Here is a 19,445-nt window from a genome sequence, read left to right on the forward strand (position 1 = left end):
GCCAACTTCGGGGTATCAACCTCGTCGGTGCCGACCTCGTTGAGGTCTCACCGAGTTACGACCACGCTGAGATCACCGCGATCGCAGCCAGTCACATCATCTACACCATGATCGGACTCATGACCGCAACCATGGTCTAGCAGTTCTGGACTGGGATCTCGGGCATAGCTCTCTCAGTCCTTCGCGCTCTTGAAACGGGCGTCACCGGCTCACGATCACTTTTCGTTCATCGGGTCGCCTCGGAGACCGATGATCATCTCAACTTGTCGTAGCATAGGGGTCGTCATCTTCTAGAGCAAGGCGATCCTACAACCATGGGTGCCTGGGTCCACCAGCGCACAACAAACTGGGCCATATCACAGCCGACGTCGCCTGGGCGGGCGCGACCAGCGCGTGAGTCGGTAAAGCTTGCTCACGCACGCACGATGGTCGAAGCAACGATCGTGGTTGGTGCCGGGTGAGTCACTCGACGCCGAGAGGTCACGGTGCCGGGGACGCCGATACAGACGAAGCCAGATCCAGCCAGGATCAAGCGACGCCGCCACGCTCGAGCCCTAGCAGTCTCGCTTAGCCGTTCACACCCTCTGGAATCGAGAGCGAGCCACTCTTGACAAATCCGCGCGTTCCATCACGCCAGAGCGTGATCGTGGTGTCATTTGGATTAGCCGCAACGACGAGAGCATGACCACCACTGGAGATCCCAATTCCCTGACCCTCCTTTGGTCCGCTTCGGTCGGCGAGGAGGGCTCCGGTTGGCGAGTACTCGATGACTTGACTCTTCCCGCCCGCCAAGGGAACCAGCACCCAGTCGCCACTCGCAGAGACCGCAAAGGAGGGAGAGGCGATGGGTCGTCCATGAAGCTTGGCCATCGGCGCCCCAGCAGGCGATCCGACCAGACTGACCTCATCGGCGCCACCCCCAACGGGGGCGAGCACCGCTGCCGCCACCGATTCGGTTCCGTTAGTAAGGTCCCCCACTGCGGAGAATCCAAGGTATCGGTACCCCTTTGGGGGACGCTCGGCGACGATACTTCTCGTCAACGGGGAGACGAACGCGACCTCCGAACCGGAGCGACACGCCGCGAGCAGCGTTGGATTTGAGAAGGAGCCCGTAAGGCTCTCGTACACGGGAGCTCCACAGTGCACCGTGGCCCCAAGGTGCAAAAGGGTGGGATTCGTGGCCAGCATCTGCGTCACCGAACCCGTCGCGCTAATTCTGACGAGTTCCTGATTACCAGCCCCATGCGCCTTCGAACCAACGATCGCCATGGCATTGTTGCCATCGACAGGAAGGATCGATCCGGGGAAGGGCGCCACCGCCGTGGGAAGCTCAGCGGCGTGCCAGTCATCGATGGGCCCGACATAGATCGGGCTCACATAGAGCTCAAGGTGAGCCATCACCGCCGCCCAGCTGGTTCTCCCACCTGGGGTCAGCGCGAGGCTCACTCCACCGCGGGTAGAGACTCCCTGCGGCGTCATCAGGCGGAGAACGCCACTTTTTGCCTCAAGGACTTGCCCGTGCTGGTAGGCCTGCGCCTCAGTAAAGAGGTTACCCGATGGTGATTCGAGCACCGTGGCATAGTTCGCAGCGAGTGATTGCGGTCCACGATGAGCGCTCACCGCAACCGACGAGCTGCCACACGCTGCCAGGACAAGACTCCCTACCCCCAGAGAGAGGGCCAACTTCGTAAGTGGTCGAATCTTCACCAGGCGACGCTCACCCTCCATGCACGGCATGGACTTCCAGTAGCAGGAGGCGCGCCTGGGGCTTGGAGATCCTTCACTGCACTCCCTTCACGAGTGAATCCACCAATGAGGCAAAACTCGACTGGATCGCATTGGTATCGGAGGGATCTGCCGGAATCATCCACCGCTCGACTCCCGCACGATCCACGATGTAGACCAGGTCAGGGTGGACCACCATCACCCCATTTTGGGGCACCGAGAGTCCCACACCATAGCTCTGCCAAACAGCAGCCAAGCTTTTGAGCGATGGACTGGTCAAGAAGTACCAGTTCGGCAAGGATGCCATGCCTTCGCGGTCGGTGAACAGATGCACTGCACTCACCGAGTGAAAGATTGGATTAGCCGCGACAGCGATTACGTCCGTGTTGGCTCGCTCAGCCGGCGTGAGCTGTTCATCAGCCTGCCGCAGTTCAGAGGCGATGAGAGGACAGGTGTCGGTACAGACCGGATCCAAGAAGGTCACGATCAACGTCTTACCCTTAAACTGCGACGATGAGACCGGAGTACCCGACTGGTCAAGCAGTGTAAAGGGTGCCGCCGGCCGATCGATCTGAAAAGGCGCACCAGAGGTCGCTAGCGCCGCCTCGATCGAGTAGCTGGTATCGGCTGCCGAGAAACCAAGCGGCACCAAGCCCACGGCGGCGAGGACGACGACCCACATGCCAAAGAGTCGGCCCGCCTGACCCAGCGTCTCTGGCCACAGATGCACTGGCGCATGCTCGGGCACCTCCGCAGAGGAGAGCCCCATCACCATCGCAACCACCAGGAGCAACTCGGGGATCATCGAGTTGGGATCAGTGCCGGTACCTCCAAGGAAACCGAGATCTTGAACGAACCACCAGACCAAGACGGAAAAGACGGCAAAGACGGGGACGCTTACTCGGAGACCCCGTCGTAAGATCAACGAGATACCAACCATGACGAGTATCGCCACCGTCAGGCCGTTGAGGACTTCGCTCCCATGAGCGCCCAACAGCCGATGGAATCCTCGTAGACTCCCGGCGATGATGGCGGGCTGGGGAACGGCCGCCATCGACTTGACCATGTCAGGGATCTGGAAACTCCAAAAGCCTCGACCAGGCAACGCCTCCTGAACCCCAAAAGCGATCAACATGAGACCGATACCAGCGAGCACCCAACGGGGGAGCTTGTCCCGCTGCCACCAGGCATAGGGCGCGAGCAGGATGAGCGCCCCAACGGCATAGAACAAGACTCCACCAGGAGCGCCAAAGAGCCAGGAGCCACCGTGACCAAAGGTCTGCCCCATCGCCTCCCCAAAAACCCAGACAAAGAGGCCCCATCCGGCTGCCAAGACATAGCCAAGGCGAGCGAACCAGCCCTCTCGCCCCAGTACAAGCCAGAGCCCAATCGCGATCTGCAGCCAGATCACCCCTGAGGCCGACCAGATAGGGTGACGAATCCAAGCGTCGGTCCCCCACCCCATGAGGGTCACCAGCCAATGGGGTTGACCCACCTGGGTTGGCGTTACCACCTGGGAGATCATCGACGAAGGCATCGCACTCTGCAGCTGCAGCAGCCCATCGAGAATCCAGAGTGCGCCAAAACCATAACGCAAGACGGCACGTGCACGCGGCTCCCGAACCCGCACAGCGACACCGGCCTCATCTCCACCTCGCACCGCGAGTGCCGGCGTGCTACGAAACGCGGTACCATAGAGCAGGAAACGCGCGGCAATCAAGACAAAGGCGACCACCGCCAGCAACAGTGCCTCCAACGCGACACGGTGATAGAACGGAGCCGCTAGCCCAAATGAGCCAAGGCTCGGATTCCCCATCCCAGGCATCTTTTACTCCTTTATGCATCCACGGCGCGAGCCGCGACTCCTCCGATTCTACCGTACTCATCCCAGTAACCAAGAACCTCGAACTCGACGATGCCGCCATCTGTATACCGAAAACCTTCAGTTTTCTCACAACTCCAACGGGTCGAAGCGGAAGCGGCAGCTGCGGCTATCGCTTGGCCAGTTGCCCTTGGCCAGCCGTTCATGCAGGTCAATAGCCTTATCAGCAACGAAAAGACAACTCGAATCAGACTCGATGATCACCTCAATACCCTCGAACAGTTCACGCGGTTGTGCATCCACAAGCTGGCGGGCCCGTAGCCCGCTCAACCGTGCGATGGACCTCGATGGGGGCAACCCCAAACGTTGGCGTGACGCCAGTTCCCGCTTATAGAGCGGTCGAAGATTGCGTGCGGTGAGACCGCCAAGGAGATCATCGTCGGCGCCATCGGTGAAGAGAAGGAGATGATCGGCGAGCGCCGCACCACGATTGCAATAGTAGAGTGCAAGAGCGAGGCCCTCCAGCGAGGAGACACCATAGAAAGACTCAACGTTGAGGAGTGCAACCACGTCACTCTTTTCAATGCGGTCGAGCAGACCATAGCCACCAACGACGATCTTCCATGTCGGTGAGGGATCCCCATCGCCAGTGATCACCTCCACCGCGACGTTGGTAGCGCCAGCCAGCAACGCGCGCACCCGCTCCGCCGAGAGCGAACTCATCGCTACCTTCCGACTTGCGCACTGAAGACAGCGCAGCGGAAAGCGATCCTGACAACTTGGACACCGCATCGCATCGACAACCATGCCGTGTCGCACCAACGCGAGGCGTTCACTCACCCCCGGACGTTCTACCTCGAGAGGCAGTGGTGCAAGGGGGATGTGGCACGTTGGACAGCGCTGGAGTGTCTGACAACTCTGACAACGAAGCCAGCCACGCCAGCCAGCACTCGGCACGATCACCGCTAGACGCCGCGACGGGTCGCGCCCCAGACCTCGATCGATGATCGCACCGACCACGCCGCGACCCGGATCGAGCTCCGCCGTCCGTACGATATCGAATCTCGGCCACCGTTGGGCCTCAATCCGAAACGGTTCGCGATAGACCTTCGCGCTGGCCGCCACTGCCAACGGTGGAGCGGCAGTGATGACCGTCACTCGGATCCCCTCGAGAGCCCCTCGTAGTCGGGTGACCTCGAGACCACCAGCATACGGAGACGACTGTTCTCGCATGTTTGGGTCGACAGGATCGAGAACGACGAGATAGTCGACCGGGTCCAACGGCGCGAAGGCGGCAAAACGGCTCCCCACCACAACCTCGATCTCCCCCAACGCGATCTTGGACCAGTCAGTCTCCACATCGCCAGCGTTATGGCCCTCTTGCATCAGCGCCAGCAACATCCGTTCGCGTTGGCGCTGCGTCGGGCACACAATGATGCCGTTGGCCCCCGCATGCGCGCGCACATAGGTCAGTGCCGCCTCAACCGAACTGACCCCAATCGCGTGCCAAAGGAGATCAATAGGGGCTAACGTGACCGGCCAGGGGAGTAGCTCACCGAGGGCACCATACCACAACGGTGCCTCGTCATCCCCCTCGCCTTCTCCACCTGGAGTGTCGGCGCTGTTGGCGTTGGAACGGGTACCGTTAGCACTGGTGCAGCTGGCGAAGTCGCTAGCACTCCTGCCGCCATCAGCCGAGATGCCACGACCCGGAGCACCCTCTTGAGAGACGTCGATTGGATCCCCCACCCCATCGGCGTAGCGCTCGTTCAACACCGCAATCACGGAGGCTGCATCTCGTATCCGGCGACTCCTCGACTTACGAAGAAAATAGACCGGTGAGCAGACATACCACCGCGATGCCAGCAGGGCTAGTTCAAAGACGCGGCGACTGACACTTGGACGCCGACGCCGCAGGACCTCCTTGAGCTCCGCCGTGGTGTCATCGACGGTGATGGCAACCACCCATGCGACAATGCGCCTAGTCTGCAGTTCGACGATGACCTCATCACCAAGCTGGGGGGTGCCGAGTTGCGTCGGCCAGCGGTAGCGGTACGGTCCCGGCCGCCCGACAATCTCGACGACGACTTCAACGACGCTAGAGGCCAAGCTCCGCCTTGAAGGCATCCAATCGCGAGGTCTCCTCCCAGGTAAAACCAGCCGAGGTGCGACCAAAGTGTCCATAGGCGGCAGTACGTCGATAGATGGGACGACGAAGATCAAGCGCCTCAATAATGGCGGCAGGGCGAAGGTCGAAGATCGTGCGGATCGCTGTCTCGATCTTGGCGGGGTCAACGACCTCAGTGCCAAAGGTGTCGACCATAATGGAGACCGGGTGGGCAACACCGATCGCATAAGCGATCTGGACCTCACAACGACTCGCCGCTCCGGAGGCGACCACATGTTTGGCAACCCAACGGGCTGCATAGGCAGCTGATCGATCGACCTTTGAGGGATCCTTCCCCGAGAAGGCCCCTCCGCCGTGCCTTGCAGCCCCACCATAGGTATCGACGATGATCTTGCGACCGGTCAGACCAGTATCCGCATGGGGCCCACCGATCTCGAACCGGCCGGTGGGGTTCGTCAGCACCTCCATGCCGTCTACGTCGATACCGCGAGGGAGCATTGGTTCGATGACGATGGAGGTCAAGTCTGGCTTGAGTAACGTCTCTAGGTCGATACCCGCCTGATGCTGCGTAGAGATGAGCACCTTATCGATACGGACCGGACGATAACCCTCGTACTCGACCGTGACCTGAGTCTTACCATCTGGACGCAGGTACGGCAACAGTCCCGCGCGTCGCACCTCCGTCAATCGCTGTGCGAGGCGGTGAGCAATCCAGATCGGCAACGGCATCAGATCAGGGGTCTCATCACAGGCGAACCCAAACATCATCCCCTGGTCACCAGCACCGAGTGACGAGAGTGGATCACCCTGACCGGCCCGCCGCTCGTAGGCCGTCAGCACACCGTTAGCGATGTCACGCGACTGTTCGTCGAGAGAGACCACCACGCCACAGGTGTTGCCGTCAAAACCATAGGTCTCGTTGTCATAACCGATATCACAGATCGTGCGACGCACGATCTTCGGGATGTCCACATAACCCTCGGTAGTGATCTCCCCCGCTACGACGACGAGACCGGTGGTAAGGAGTGTCTCGCAGGCGACACGAGAGACCGGGTCCTGGGTGAGTATCTCATCGAGAATGGCGTCAGAGATCTGATCGGCCATTTTATCGGGGTGCCCCTCAGTCACGGACTCCGAAGTGAATAGGTATGAACGCATAATGCTCCCAACAGTTGCAAATCTGCACCCAGTCTAGACCTCAGTCAGTGCGGCAATCGCCGTGAGGATAGCACTCGCGATCTCCGTCTTTTTGGCGAGAGGGAGGTGTTGGGAACGCCCCAGACGATCGAGGAGATAGACCGCATTGGTCGTAGAACCAAACTCCGACCCTGGAACAGCCACATTGTTGCCCACCATGAGGTCGACACCCTTGGTGGCAAGTTTATGAGCCACGCTCTCCTCAAGCCTCTCAACCTCAGCCGCGAATCCGACAATGAGCTGCCCTTTGGTACGATGGGCGACAAGCTCAGCCAAGATATCCGGGTTCGGAGTCAACGATAACTCCAGCCGATCCCGATCGGCCCGCTTGACCTTACCAGCGAAGGGCTCTGCGATCCGATAATCAGCGACAGCAGCACTCATGATCAACAGGTCAGCCTCCGACTGCGCGCTGCGCATGGCCGCCAACATCTCCTCGGCGCTCTCAACCCGGATCACCTCGATCAGATCGGGCGGCATCGGCGGATCCACGGTGGCGACACAGCGCACCGATGCACCGGCGACGGCTGCCACTTTGGCGAGCGCATACCCCTGACGTCCGCTCGAGCGATTGCCGACGTAGCGGACAGCGTCAATCGGCTCGCGGGTACCGCCAACCGATACCGTCACCCGCCAACCCGACAACGACTTCGCGGTTGGCTTGAGCCAGTATCGGACTGCCTCGACAACCCACGAGGGATCGACGAGACGCCCAACACCGACGTCACCACCAGCGAGTCGGCCCTGTGTCGGTCCGATGACATGCACGCCATCTGCGATCAAGGTGGCGATATTGCGTTGGGTCGCCTTGGCTTCCCACATCGCTGAATGCATCGCTGGTGCGAGCACGACCGGGCCATCAAAAGCAAGGATCAGTGTCGAAGCAAGATCATCCCCAAAACCATTGGCCATCTTGGCCAGGAAATCAGCGGTGGCTGGCACCACCACCACAAGGTCAGCCCACTCGGCTAACTCGGTGTGCGGGGATGGTGAGGCCCCAAACATCACACGGTAGGGGGGCCTATGGGCCGTAGCGGCGACGGCTTGAACCCCGACAAACTGCTCCGCAGCCTCAGTGAGGACCGTCTCCACTTCGTAACCCGAGTCGATCAGCGTGCGAATGACCTCAAGTGACTTGAACGCCGCGACACCCCCGGTGATGAGAACGACGACACGGGGGCTTCGGGTATTACTCTGGTTCGTCGTCGTCGATCGGCTCCTCGACTACTTCCTCAGGAAATTCTGGGACAATCTTGCCAGCGGCGATCTCATCGAAGGCCAGGGAGAGTGACTTCGCAGCATCTGACTCCATCTGCGGTGGGATCAACGTTCCAAGGCCATCGCCGAGCCGACTACGGTACTCATTGATCTGGCGCGCTCGCTTGGCTGCAAGGGAGACGAGGATAAATTTTGATCCTGTCTCCTCAAGAAGGACCTCGATCGGTGGCATAAGCATCGATCTTGAACGTTCCATAGTTGGCTCCTCAATGTTGTAGAACTCTGTCTGTCGTAGAGCTCTGTATGATGTAGAACTCTGCAACCGGGGCGGACGCTCCGTGACACACCAGCAAATACCGGCCTACCACGACCGCTATTCTAGTCGTCTGCAATGGATTCACCTCTGTGCTAATCATCTCTGTGCTAAAACATCTGCCCACTAATGGACAGAGCTTGAGGTCTCTTCGCACGCGGCCCCTCGGTCTCAGTACCCGTGATTTGTTGCCCAGGCAAGGACTCTGGCTACCTGACGGTCTAGGTCTTGTTTCTGATCCGCGGAAGACACTCGCGCAGATATAACGGCAGACTTGGATATAGACGGCTGTGACTCTACATCGCCCGCCAAGGTGATCCCTAGGTCCATGTAGTCGGATACACAACGATGTGAGTAACTCTGTGACATCGCGGACAAGGTCGTTGTCTACCTCGGCTGAGTCTACCACAACCAAGTTCCTTGACTGGGCCGCAAGCGCGGCCTCTATGAAGTCGGCTCCAAACCGACAGAGGCGATCTCGGTGCTCAACCAGAATGTTTTCCACTTCTGGATCACTCAATAGTGACAAAACCTTGCGTCCATGTCCATTGAGAGCGGAGCCAACTTCGGTTACTACGCGGTCCACCGAATAACCATGTTCGGTAGCGAAAGCTAGTACTCGTGCCACTTGTCTGTCTAGGTCTGGTTTCTGGTCAGAGGAGGATACTCGCACATAGATAACCGACGATCCATGTTTTGGATCTTCCGATGCTAAATCTCCAACCAGGATGAGCTGGCCAACCTTGGGTGCTGGGACAGGCGACTTCTCTGTCCGATACCATCTATATGCGGTTTGTGGATGTATACCCTGGGACAGTGCCCAATCACGCAGGTTCATTACTTATCATTATGGTGTATCTCTACGACAACTGTTGGAACCCTGATGAGCTTTCGCGATGAAACTGCCCCTCGCCTTGCCTATGCCATCAGTATTCCCGAAATATGGCAGGTCATGAAGGGTTTGGCAGGCGATGCCCTTCCTGTGGCGACACGCATCACATGAGTGGCAGCGGTTTTCGGATTGTGCCGAGAACTGATGGAGGCGACTCTCGTATACGGCACCGAGTTGGCCGGGAAGATCGATGCCAAACACAGCGCAACCGATGAGGCCTAAGCACAGCATTGACGCAAGCACGATCCATAGACAGAGATCCCGGGGAAATTGAACATCACACAAACATCACGGAACGCTTGAGCAATGAAGCTCGCGGTTGCTCTCAAAACTTTTCACGGTTGGGCAATCCGATTCCCGTGGCTTGACTCGGGTATCTACAACTGGCAAATAATGCGGCATTACTGCTATGCTGTCAATGTGGCTAAAGAGAAGACTTTTATCGTGGTCCAGAGTCGGGGGGTAATCGCAATTCCACCAGCGATCCGGCGCCGCTTAGGCTTGGACCAGGCAGGTGCACAGGTCGAGGTGATCGAGCGCGACGGAGAGATCGTTCTTCGTCCACACCTCGCAGTGCCAATGGACCAGGCGTGGTTCTGGTCCGAGCGTTGGCAGCAGCTAGAACGCGAGGCCGACGAAGCCATCGCCTCCGGGCATGTCACTGACGCGGACGGCATCGACGAACTGCTGGGCGAACTTGACTCGTGAGATTCGAGAGAACCGATCCGTTCAAGGCCGACTATCGGCGACTCTCCGAACAAGAACGCCAGCTATTTCGCGATGCGGCTCGCCAGTTTAACATAGCCTGTGAACGATTCGTCGAGACTAAGGGTCTGGCTACGTGGCCAGCCAACCTGCGCGTCAAGCCCGTCGTGAACGCTCCGGGTGTCTTCGAGATGACGTGGAGCTTTAGCGGTCCAGATGGTCGGGCAACCTGGCAATGGATAACCTTGCAAGACGCTAAGGGTGAGGCGGTACCCGCAGTACGTTGGCGAAGACTAGGGAGTCACAGGATCTTCCATCAACCGTAAAAGGAGCAAACCAGAGGGTTGTATGGTAGTCGCGATCCACCTCGCCCATGGGCCTGCCCGGACAAGCACCACAGAGCGAAGCTTCACCTGTACTATCGCAACTCCATCCTCGCAAGAGAAGGCGTCCCCAAGAGATCTCACGGTTATTGGCCTCGATCTGGCCGGTTCCTACCGGCTGCGTCTTGCGTACCGTTCTTCGCAACGCCACCGCGGTGGGGTGAGCAAGTTCACCTCAGCAAGATCGCCTGAAAACAATTGCCTTCCTGTGGTGAGGAAAAGTGTACAGCAGAACATACCGGGTCGCCCTGAAATGAAGGTCCCGCTCCAACCAACCACCCTCGCAACCAGCTACCGATTCCTCGTCGCCTCTGATGTCGCCCAAGCGCTTCTTTCCGAAGATCCCGTTACGGTTATCACTAGCCGGCCCTCACACGATCAGCAGCTTCTCACGGATGCCGACAAGGGGCCATGAGGTCATTCGAGGTCGGAGAAGGCAGTGACGCTATTCACGTATGCGACGCAAGACCACGACCGTGTGCCCCTATTGCGACATCACCAAGGGCCTTGCCAATTCGCATTGGCGACGCGAAGGGTATCCACGTACTGTGCCCGTTGCCATGTGGCGGCATCGTTGCCCTGGGAAACCGCGAGTAGGCCCCGAACCTGATCAAGTGCCACAAACCCCTTCCGGGCCATCCATAGTGTAAGCCCCTCCGCGAGACTCTCGGCATACGCTGGCCCATGACGAAGGAGCGCTGAGGTGGTCATCACCACATCAGCACCGGCAAGAAGATAGCTCACGACGTCCTCAACCCCCTCGACCCCGCCACTCGCTCCGATGGCAGCCTGGAGATGTCCATGCAACAGCGCCACCCAGGTCTGTGGAAGACGAGACTCGACAGGATTTGAGAGATCAACGCTAGGAATCACCTCCAGTGCCTCGGGGTCGATCCGAGGATGCGGGAACCGGCTAAAAAGCACCACCGCATCGGCGCCAGCCTCATCGAGACGGGATGCCATCTCCGCAACGGAGCTAAAGAAGGGGCTCAACTTCACCGCAACGGGCACGCGCACCGCGGCCTTCACCTGCTGGAGGATCTCGACATGGAGGTCCTCGACTCTGCGTCCATCGATACCTGGACCAACAGGCACCATATGGATGTTGAGCTCAATCGCCGCCGCACCAGCGTCCTCAATCTCTCGGGCATGCGCGGTCCAACCGCCAGGTGTCGCGCCGTTGAGACTCGCGATCACCGGCACCTCAGCCGTGGTCACAGCCTGTTCGAGTAACCGGAGATAGTGCGTAGCCTTCTTGGATGGCAACGGATCAGGAAAGTAGGATAACGATTCAGCGAAGCTCTCGGATCCGACCTCCAGGAGTCGAGCTCGTTGCTCTGCATCGGCAAGCAACTCCTCCTCGAACAGTGAGTGCATGACAATCGCACCGACGCCTCCCATGGAGAGACGTCGCACCCCGTCGAGGGTGTAGGTCAACGACGATGCCGAGGCGACAATGGGATTCTTCAGGTCAATACCCATGTAGGTGGTCGATACATTCATACTCGGTCCCTGCGCCCATCCATTGGGAAGCGATGGGCCGGGCGCGTTGCCATCTCTTCGTAGGTTGCCCACCGTTGGTCGACCGCCTCTTGGGCCAACCTAGCCAGACGAGCCGCTTCGCTAGGATCCGAAGAGGCAAGCATCGAGTAGCGGAGCTCTCGCTGTGCGTACTCGGAGAACGCCAAGCGAGGTCGCGGCGAATCCAGCAGAAATGGGTTTTCACCAACAGCGCGCAGAATCGGATCGTAACGCACCAAGGGCCAGTAGCCACTGGCAACAGCCCGATACTGCTGGTCCAAACCCTTGCTCATGTCGATCCCATGGGCGATACAGTGACTGTAGGCAATCACCAACGATGGTCCCTCATACGCCTCTGCTTCGCGAAACGCCTGCAACGTCTGCTGCGGATCCGCTCCAATCGCCACCCTGGCAACATAGACACTTCCATAGGCCATGGCCTGCAACGCAAGGTCTTTCTTCTCTGATGTCTTCCCCGCCGCCGCAAATTTCGCTACGGCCCCAAGAGGTGTCGCTTTTGACATCTGCCCGCCGGTGTTCGAGTAGACCTCTGTATCGAGAACAAGGATGTTGACGTCACGACCGGAGGCCAGGATGTGGTCGACACCACCAGAACCGATGTCGTACGCCCAACCGTCCCCACCAACAATCCATACACTCCGCCTTCGGAGGTGATCGACAACACTCGAGAGATCACGCGCGACCGGGGTATCGAGTTGTGCAAGGCGACGTTTGAGTTCATCGAGACGCTCGCGCTGTTCCTGGAGCTCTGACTCTGTCCGCTGGGGGGCTTGGAGGATCGCATCTACCAGATCGGCCCCCAGCTCATTGCGCAGCGTGCCAACGCGCTCTCTGGCGAGCTCGGTGTGCTGGTCAGCGGCCAGGCGAAAACCTAGTCCAAACTCGGCGTTGTCCTCGAAAAGTGAATTTGACCAGGCTGGCCCGTGGCCGGTGGAATCCTTCGTCCACGGTGTGGTTGGCAAGTTGCCACCGTAGATCGAGGAGCAACCAGTCGCATTGGCGATGACGGCTCGCTCACCAAAGAGCTGCGAGAGCAGCTTCAAATAGGGGGTCTCACCACAACCCGCACACGCTCCAGAGAACTCGAATAGCGGCTCGAGAAACTGCGTACCACGGACAGTACCAAAGTCAATCCTGGATCGCTTCATGGGCGGGAGCGACTCGAAAAACGCCACCGCGCTCCGCACCGACTCCATCTCCTCACCCCTGGGGGCTGGATTGATGGCTCGTCGGCCCTGTCCACCTGGGACCGTAACCGGACAAGCCTCAACGCAGAGTCCGCACCCAGTACAGTCCTCTGCGTACACCTGAAGCGTGTAGGAGGTTCTTGGCAAACCTTTCGCCCTCAACGGAGCCGTCTTGAATCCGACCGGTGCATCCACAAGCCGGGATGTCGAGTAGTACTTCGACCGAATCACACTGTGCGGGCACACAAAACTACAGTTCCCGCACTGAATACAGGTTTCGGGATCCCAGTCGGCGATGATATCAGAGACGTTGCGCTTCTCAAAGGCGGCGGTACCGCTGGGCCAGGTACCATCCGCAGGCATCGCGCTCACCGGCAACTCGTCACCGCCCCCAGCCATCATCTTGGCGACGACATTCCTCACGAACTCCGGTGCACTCGCAGGGACACGGGGCGCTACCTCGCTGGTAGAACTCACCTCCTCGGGAATATGGACGCTCTTGAGCTCCTGCTGGGCGCGTTCTACCCCCGCAAGGTTGGCCTCGACCACCCGCTCTCCACGTCGCGCATAGCTCTTGCGTATGAAGGCTTTGACCTGCTCGATACCCCGCTCTCTGTCCATCACACCCGACAACATAAAAAAACACGTCTGCAGTACGGTGTTGACCCGACCACCGAGTCCCACCTCCGTGGCAATGCGACCCGCATCGATCACAAAAAGCTGGATATGCTTGGTGATCAATTGCTTCTGCACCTGCCGAGACAGCATCTGCCACACCCTGTCTGGCGGGTAGGGCGAGTTCAGCAACAGCGTCGCACCATGCCCAGCGATGTTGAGTACCTCCGGGTGCGATAGGAACTCGAAACGATGGCATCCGATGAAGCTAGCCTCGGTGATCAGATAAGGGGCATGGATGGGATGATTCCCGAAACGTAGGTGCGATACCGTCTCGGAACCCGACTTCTTAGAATCGTAGACGAAATAGCCCTGGGCAAACATATCGGGCTCAGACCCGATAATCTTGATCGTATTCTTGTTGGCCCCAACCGTACCGTCGGAGCCAAGACCGAAGAACACTGCTCGCACGGTGTCCGCTGGCTCAATATCAAACGATGCGTCGTAGGGGATACTGGTTCCAGTGACATCATCGTTGATGCCAACCGTGAAGCGCCGTCTTGGTTCATCACGGGCGAGTTCGGCGAAGATACCGGCCGCCATTGCCGGGGTAAACTCCTTGGAGGAGAGACCATATCTCCCGCCGATCACCAACGGCATGACACCAACCTCACCGCACTGGTGGGCTTCCGCGATCGCGCCGAGGAGATCGAGAAAGAGCGGTTCGCCGAAGGACCCTGGCTCCTTCGTTCTATCGAGGACCGCGATGCTTCGAACGCTAGCTGGCAGCGCCTGGACAATATCCTCGGCAGGGAACGGCCGATAGAGACGTATGGTGAGAACTCCCACCCGCTCGCCGTTGGCACATAGGTTGGTCACCGTCTCACGAAGGGTCACCGCACCCGAGCCCATAGCGACCACCACACGTTCAGCCTCAGGGTGTCCCACGTACTCAACCAAGCGGTAACGCCTACCGGTCCTCTCGGCAAAGTGGTCCATCGCGGCTGCAACGATCCCAGGCGTCGCGGCGTAGTACGGATTCACCGCCTCACGTGCTTGGAAGTAGACATCGGGGTTCTGTGACGTACCTCGGATGAAGGGGTTTTCAGGCGACATCGACCGGGACCTATGCGCTCGGATGAGTTCAACCGGAACCAGAGCCTTAAGATCCTCATCCGAGAGGGTCTCGATGGTATTGAGTTCGTGCGAGACCCTGAAGCCATCAAAAAAGTGGACGAAGGGGACACGAGCCTCTAGGGTGGCTCGTTGCGCGATGACCGCTAGATCGTGCGCCTCCTGCACGGTGGCGGAGGAGAGCATGGCAAAGCCCGTTTGGCGCACCGCCATGACATCGGAATGGTCGCCGAATATCGATAACGCCTGCGCAGCGATTGAACGTGCAGCGACATGGAACACCGTTGAGGTCAACTCGCCAGCGATCTTGTACATGTTCGGGATCATCAGCAGGAGTCCCTGTGATGCCGTGAATGTCGTCGACAGCGCACCACCCTGCAGGGACCCGTGCATCGCACCGGCAGCGCCGGCCTCACTTTGCATCTCGATCACCGTGGGAACACTGCCCCAGACATTCTTCACGTCTCTACTCGACCACTGATCAGCAAGCTCCGCCATCGGTGAGGCCGGGGTGATCGGGTAAATGCAGCAAATCTCATTGAGCCGATAGGCTACGAAGACCGCAGCCTCGTTCCCATCTACCGTTACTCGCATCACCGCACCTCAGGAATCATCTCAATAGCGTGAACCGGGCACTGCTCGAAGCAGCTCCCGCAGCCGGTACAACGGTCGTAGTCAAAACGGTAGCGCTGACCCACCCCAAGTTTGATCACCGCATCCTCCGGGCAGGCCCCTAAGCAGCCATCGCATTCAAAGCAGTTCCCGCAGGAGAGACAACGAGCAGCTTCATAGGTCGCCTCCTCTGCCGATAGCCCCGCCACAACCTCAGCGAAGTCGACGACCCGCTCATCCGGCGCAAGCTCGGCCTGGGTGCGGCGCTGTGTAGCACCGAAGTACCAGAGATGGAGGGTATCAAAGGTGGCGGTCTGTGGCTTGGGTTGGTCCACATCATGTCGATGTGCGAGCCACGCATCGATGTGTCGTGCCGCCTTCTTGCCATGTCCAACTCCTACCGTCACCGTACGTTCAGCAGGGACAGCATCGCCACCGGCGAATATCCCCGGGTGACCGGTCATCATCGAGTCGGAGACCTTCACGGTTCCGTCGGCACTAAACTCCACCCCTGGAATCGAACGCAAGAAACCACTCTCGGTCTCTTGGCCCAGCGCCAGGATCAGGGTGTCCGTCGCAAGATGCTCAAAACGGCCGGTCGGATGTGGAACTCCCTGTTCATCGATCTCCATCACCTCGACGGTGAGTTCGGGAGCATCGAAGGCGGTAATCGTCCGCAACCAGTTAATTCGCACCCCTTCCTGTTCGGCGTCGGTGGCCTCTTCTTCATGCGCTGGCATCTGCGCACGGGTTTGGCGATAGACAATCATCGCCTCATCCGCTCCAAGCCGTCGGGCGGTTCGGGCCACATCCATAGCGGTATTGCCAGCACCGTAGACAGCGACTCTCCTCCCTATCACTGGAGACTCACCCGCAGCAACATCCTCTAAGAACGAGACCGCGTCAAGGATGCGACCAGCGTCGCGGGCTGGTATATCCACCCGCTTGGAGAGGTGTGCACCAATCGCCACAAATACCGCGTCGAAACCGCCCTCGCGACGCTCCTCCTCTAGGTCGACGACTCTGTGGTCTCCGATGATTCGGACGCCAAGGGAAGCTATGCGCTCCAGCTCTCCAGTGAGTACCTCCCTGGGGAGCCGATAGGCGGGAATGCCATAGCGCATCATCCCACCAGGCTCCGAACCGGCGTCATGAATCTCGACCTCATGGCCACGTCGTGCCAGGTGGTAGGCGGCAGAGAGGCCACTCGGTCCCGCACCGATGACCAGAACACGCTTACCAGTATGCTCGCTGGGACGTTCAAACTCCCAACCATGATCCAAAGCGCTGTCACCAAGAAATCGCTCTAACGCATGAATCGAGATTGCACTGTCGAGCTCTACCCGATTACAACTGCTCTCGCACGGGTGGTAGCAGACCCTGCCATGGATTGATGGAAACGGGTTATCGAGGACGAGCTGGCGCCATGCCTGTTCGAATTGACCAGCGTCGACATGAGCAAGCCACGATTGCACGTTCTCCCCAGCGGGACAGGCGACATTGCAAGGTGGTAGCAGATCGAGATAGATTGGCCTCCTCGAACGGCTTGGTCCGGTGAGCGATCGTCCGCGCAACAAGTCGGGTAACGGAGTGATGTCAGGCAGGGTCATCGGTTCCCCAGCTCCTTACGAGCATCCCCTCTGACCGTTCTCCAGATGATGACGTTGCGAACAGCACACCATGACCCCTGATTCGACCGTCGTTGCTGTCCACGCCCCACTCGCTTCTCACACTCCATGGTCTACCTTCCTCGCTGCAATACTCCCAATACTATCGAAGCAAGCAGGGCCCGCGGAAATTAGCAGTTGATCGATGGTGCACGCATGCAGAGCTGTTCATCTGGCACGGCGCTTACGGACCAAGGAATAGGGCGGTCGCGAGCGCATCGCCCATGCGTCAAGCATGCACAGGGCTGAGGCTTTGGCTATCCTTGCAACCGGTTGCGATACTACGTGACGTTGGGAACGCAGTAGTGCACGCCCGGTCAGCTATGTATCGGAACTTGTACGCCGCGGGCGATTACCGAGTCGAACCAGCGGCTCGAAAAAGAACACTCTCCCCACAAAGGAAGTGGAACGGGGACGAGGAACCTTCTAGCGATCGCTCGCGCAGCTCCATCGAGGGATATGGTGCCACCACACAATCTTCTCACTCACCACGCGTCCTCGTCGCCAACCAGTCTTCGATCCTCTCCACCACCGAATCGACCGTCTCTGGAAGGTCGTTGTTGACGATTATCCAATCGGCAACGTCTCGCGCGACACGCATCTCGTCGGCGGCGATAGCGAGTCGACGCTCGATATGGCGGGTATCATCGCCTCGTTGGGCCATCCGTTCACCCAACGTCGCCAAGGAAGGTGGTTCAAGGCCGATAATCAACGCAGTGGGCGAGAGGCGTCGAACCGTACGCGCACCCTTGGCATCAATCTCCAACAGGAGCACGCTTCCAGGACGAGGAGAGGCACGTGGAGTCCCATAGAGATTCCCGTTGAACTCCTCCCACTCCAGAAAGAACCCATCGCGAGCAGCCGCTAAGAACTGCTCGCGATTCACGAACGTATAGGCATCAACCGACTCACCGGGCCTAGCCTCCCTGGTCGTCCACGACCGGGAGAGTGACAGTACCGGAAGTCGTTTGACCACCTCGCCTGCGACCGTCCCCTTACCGACCCCTCCGGGCCCACAGAGGACGACGATCAGTGGCCCTGATCCTACTCCTCGACGGGAGGCTTGCGTTTGGTCTCCTCAATGAGACGCTTGCGCTGCACCGCTCCTAGCCCCTGGACACGTCGAGTCTCGGCGATGCCGATCTCTTCCATAATCCGGCGGGCTTTGACCTTACCGATCCCTGGAAGTGACTCGAGCACTGAAAGCACCTTCATCCTCCCGACGACCTCATCGTTCTCAGCATCGGCGAGCAAGTCCGCTAGCGGCAAGCTCCCCAACTTCAGGCGTTCCTTCACCTCGGCGCGGGCCCTTCTCACCTCAGCACCCTTTGCAAGTGCTGCGGCCCTCTGTTCTGGTGTCAACTGTGGTGGCAATGGCATAACCGCAAATTAGCAGACACCAGGGCCGAAAGGGACCGTTTTGACAAGAAAACAGAAAAAACCCAGGTTTCTCACCCTTCGAGCCCTGCCAGAAGGGACGCTGCGACCGCGATCGGATCCGCTGCCTCCGTGATCATCCTCCCGATGACGAGATAGTCGGCCCCCGCTGCGAAGGCCTCCTTAACGGTGGCCGAGCGTGCCTGATCGTGAGCCGGACCACCCTCTGCACGAATACCAGGGACCATCGAGATCATCCTCGGTGCAACTCTCTTTGTCACGCTGAGATCCTCTGCACCAGCAACGTACCCCTGGACGCCTGCCGCGAGCGCCGTTGAGATGCGCGTCTCAAGCCGGCCCTCCTCCTCGGTCGGCTCAGAGGTTAAGACCGTTACCGCCAGGGCAATGGGCATATCCTCGCCTGCATTAGTGGCACCCTCCATCAACCCCTGGACGCCCATGCGCAGCATCTCTACACCGCCAACGGCGTGCATGGTAACAAAAGCCGGTCCAAGTGATCCTAAGACACGAGCACTACGATACACCGTCGTAGGAATATCGTGGAGCTTAAGGTCGATAAAGACCCTGAACCCTGCCTCCCTCAGTGCAAAAACCACTGAAGGCCCGGCTGCCGTGAAAAGTTCCAGACCCACCTTTGCAATCGCAAAATACTCTCGAAGGCCACTTGCCAATCGAAGCGCCGCGACGGCGTCATCACGATCTAATGCTAACGCAAAGCGTTCTCGCGTTGGTGCATGCATTGCTTCTCCCATTACTTCCTCTCGCCACCCTACCTACGAACGTCATGTACCACCTACGAACGTCATGTACCGCCAAGACGATCGACGCCCTCCCAGTGTCAACCGCCTTCTCCATGAGCCACATCGAGCACCGCTGGCACAAGACGACTCCAGCTCACAGTGCCTGG

The 19,445-nt window shown here is 59.1% G+C and carries 15 protein-coding genes and 3 pseudogenes; 4 read left to right on the forward strand and 14 right to left on the reverse strand.

Going from position 1 to position 19,445, the window contains the following annotated elements:
- A partial coding sequence (locus tag M7439_RS13085; RefSeq protein WP_366525260.1) for an arginase family protein occupies positions 1-140 on the forward strand: 140 nt, incomplete at its 5' end.
- A 427-nt stretch (positions 141-567) separates the two neighbouring features.
- On the opposite strand, the gene M7439_RS09030 is transcribed toward M7439_RS13085, so the two are convergent.
- From M7439_RS09030 to M7439_RS09065, 8 genes and pseudogenes are all read right to left on the reverse strand, one after another.
- On the reverse strand, positions 568-1,707 hold the full coding sequence (locus M7439_RS09030; protein ID WP_298347644.1) for a hypothetical protein: 1,140 nt from the start codon (positions 1,705-1,707) through the stop codon (positions 568-570).
- Between the two features lie 73 nt (positions 1,708-1,780).
- Positions 1,781-3,550, reverse strand: a complete 1,770-nt coding sequence (locus M7439_RS09035; RefSeq protein WP_298347646.1) for an SCO family protein — start codon at positions 3,548-3,550, stop codon at positions 1,781-1,783.
- A 126-nt stretch (positions 3,551-3,676) separates the two neighbouring features.
- Positions 3,677-5,656 (reverse strand): hypothetical protein, encoded by a 1,980-nt coding sequence (locus M7439_RS09040; protein WP_298347647.1) that lies wholly within the window; start codon positions 5,654-5,656, stop codon positions 3,677-3,679.
- On the reverse strand, positions 5,646-6,833 hold the full coding sequence (gene metK, locus M7439_RS09045; protein ID WP_298347649.1) for a methionine adenosyltransferase: 1,188 nt from the start codon (positions 6,831-6,833) through the stop codon (positions 5,646-5,648). The genes M7439_RS09040 and metK overlap by 11 nt, the downstream gene beginning before the upstream one ends.
- Before the next feature lie 33 nt (positions 6,834-6,866).
- Positions 6,867-8,036 (reverse strand): annotated as a pseudogene (gene coaBC, locus M7439_RS09050) (bifunctional phosphopantothenoylcysteine decarboxylase/phosphopantothenate--cysteine ligase CoaBC); the annotation flags it as partial.
- Positions 8,037-8,061: 25 nt separating this feature from the next.
- Positions 8,062-8,346, reverse strand: a complete 285-nt coding sequence (rpoZ, locus tag M7439_RS09055; RefSeq protein ID WP_298347651.1) for a DNA-directed RNA polymerase subunit omega — start codon at positions 8,344-8,346, stop codon at positions 8,062-8,064.
- Positions 8,347-8,589: 243 nt separating this feature from the next.
- Positions 8,590-8,664: pseudogene (locus M7439_RS09060) on the reverse strand (IS607 family transposase); the annotation flags it as partial.
- A gap of 58 nt (positions 8,665-8,722) precedes the next feature.
- Positions 8,723-9,241: pseudogene (locus M7439_RS09065) on the reverse strand (IS607 family transposase); the annotation flags it as partial.
- A gap of 360 nt (positions 9,242-9,601) precedes the next feature.
- Between M7439_RS09065 and M7439_RS09070 the strand changes: the two are divergent.
- The 3 genes from M7439_RS09070 (at position 9,602) to M7439_RS09080 (ending at position 10,798) form a co-directional block, all read left to right on the forward strand.
- A complete protein-coding gene (locus M7439_RS09070; protein ID WP_298347653.1) occupies positions 9,602-10,003 on the forward strand; it encodes an AbrB/MazE/SpoVT family DNA-binding domain-containing protein in 402 nt (133 codons plus the stop codon).
- Complete coding sequence (locus M7439_RS09075; RefSeq protein WP_298347655.1) at positions 10,000-10,326, forward strand: hypothetical protein; 327 nt, start codon at positions 10,000-10,002, stop codon at positions 10,324-10,326. Before M7439_RS09070 ends, M7439_RS09075 begins: the two co-directional genes overlap by 4 nt.
- A gap of 310 nt (positions 10,327-10,636) precedes the next feature.
- Positions 10,637-10,798, forward strand: coding sequence for a hypothetical protein (locus tag M7439_RS09080; RefSeq protein WP_298347657.1), 162 nt, complete (start codon positions 10,637-10,639; stop codon positions 10,796-10,798).
- 80 nt (positions 10,799-10,878) lie between these two features.
- Here M7439_RS09080 and M7439_RS09085 read toward each other — a convergent pair whose 3' ends face one another.
- The 6 genes from M7439_RS09085 to pyrF form a co-directional block, all read right to left on the reverse strand.
- Entirely contained in the window at positions 10,879-11,886 is a 1,008-nt protein-coding gene (locus M7439_RS09085) for a dihydroorotate dehydrogenase-like protein (RefSeq protein ID WP_298347659.1), read from the reverse strand.
- Positions 11,883-15,458, reverse strand: a complete 3,576-nt coding sequence (gene nifJ, locus M7439_RS09090) for a pyruvate:ferredoxin (flavodoxin) oxidoreductase (RefSeq protein WP_366525259.1) — start codon at positions 15,456-15,458, stop codon at positions 11,883-11,885. The genes M7439_RS09085 and nifJ overlap by 4 nt, the downstream gene beginning before the upstream one ends.
- The gene (locus tag M7439_RS09095; protein ID WP_298347661.1) at positions 15,455-17,083 is read right to left on the reverse strand and encodes an NAD(P)-binding protein; all 1,629 of its coding nucleotides are present in this window, start codon (positions 17,081-17,083) and stop codon (positions 15,455-15,457) included. Before M7439_RS09095 ends, nifJ begins: the two co-directional genes overlap by 4 nt.
- A 538-nt stretch (positions 17,084-17,621) precedes the next feature.
- Complete coding sequence (locus M7439_RS09100; RefSeq protein ID WP_308464471.1) at positions 17,622-18,173, reverse strand: hypothetical protein; 552 nt, start codon at positions 18,171-18,173, stop codon at positions 17,622-17,624.
- 11 nt (positions 18,174-18,184) lie between these two features.
- Positions 18,185-18,520 (reverse strand): integration host factor, actinobacterial type, encoded by a 336-nt coding sequence (mihF, locus tag M7439_RS09105; protein ID WP_298347663.1) that lies wholly within the window; start codon positions 18,518-18,520, stop codon positions 18,185-18,187.
- A gap of 71 nt (positions 18,521-18,591) precedes the next feature.
- Positions 18,592-19,278, reverse strand: coding sequence for an orotidine-5'-phosphate decarboxylase (gene pyrF, locus M7439_RS09110; protein ID WP_298347664.1), 687 nt, complete (start codon positions 19,276-19,278; stop codon positions 18,592-18,594).
- Positions 19,279-19,445 lie beyond the last annotated feature (167 nt).

This window comes from Ferrimicrobium sp. (genome assembly GCF_027319265.1).
In the GTDB taxonomy this organism is placed as follows: Bacteria; Actinomycetota; Acidimicrobiia; order Acidimicrobiales; family Acidimicrobiaceae; genus Ferrimicrobium.

Bases quoted from the DNA above. Each gene is read 5' to 3' on its own strand.
- M7439_RS09035 (WP_298347646.1), bottom strand. From the start codon at position 3,550: ATGCCTGGGATGGGGAATCCGAGCCTTGGCTCATTTGGGCTAGCGGCT.
- metK (WP_298347649.1), bottom strand. From the start codon at position 6,833: ATGCGTTCATACCTATTCACTTCGGAGTCCGTGACTGAGGGGCACCCC.
- rpoZ (WP_298347651.1), bottom strand. From the start codon at position 8,346: ATGGAACGTTCAAGATCGATGCTTATGCCACCGATCGAGGTCCTTCTT.
- M7439_RS09070 (WP_298347653.1), top strand. From the start codon at position 9,602: ATGAAGCTCGCGGTTGCTCTCAAAACTTTTCACGGTTGGGCAATCCGA.
- M7439_RS09080 (WP_298347657.1), top strand. From the start codon at position 10,637: ATGAAGGTCCCGCTCCAACCAACCACCCTCGCAACCAGCTACCGATTC.
- M7439_RS09085 (WP_298347659.1), bottom strand. From the start codon at position 11,886: ATGAATGTATCGACCACCTACATGGGTATTGACCTGAAGAATCCCATT.
- M7439_RS09095 (WP_298347661.1), bottom strand. From the start codon at position 17,083: ATGACCCTGCCTGACATCACTCCGTTACCCGACTTGTTGCGCGGACGA.
- mihF (WP_298347663.1), bottom strand. From the start codon at position 18,520: ATGCCATTGCCACCACAGTTGACACCAGAACAGAGGGCCGCAGCACTT.
- pyrF (WP_298347664.1), bottom strand. From the start codon at position 19,278: ATGCATGCACCAACGCGAGAACGCTTTGCGTTAGCATTAGATCGTGAT.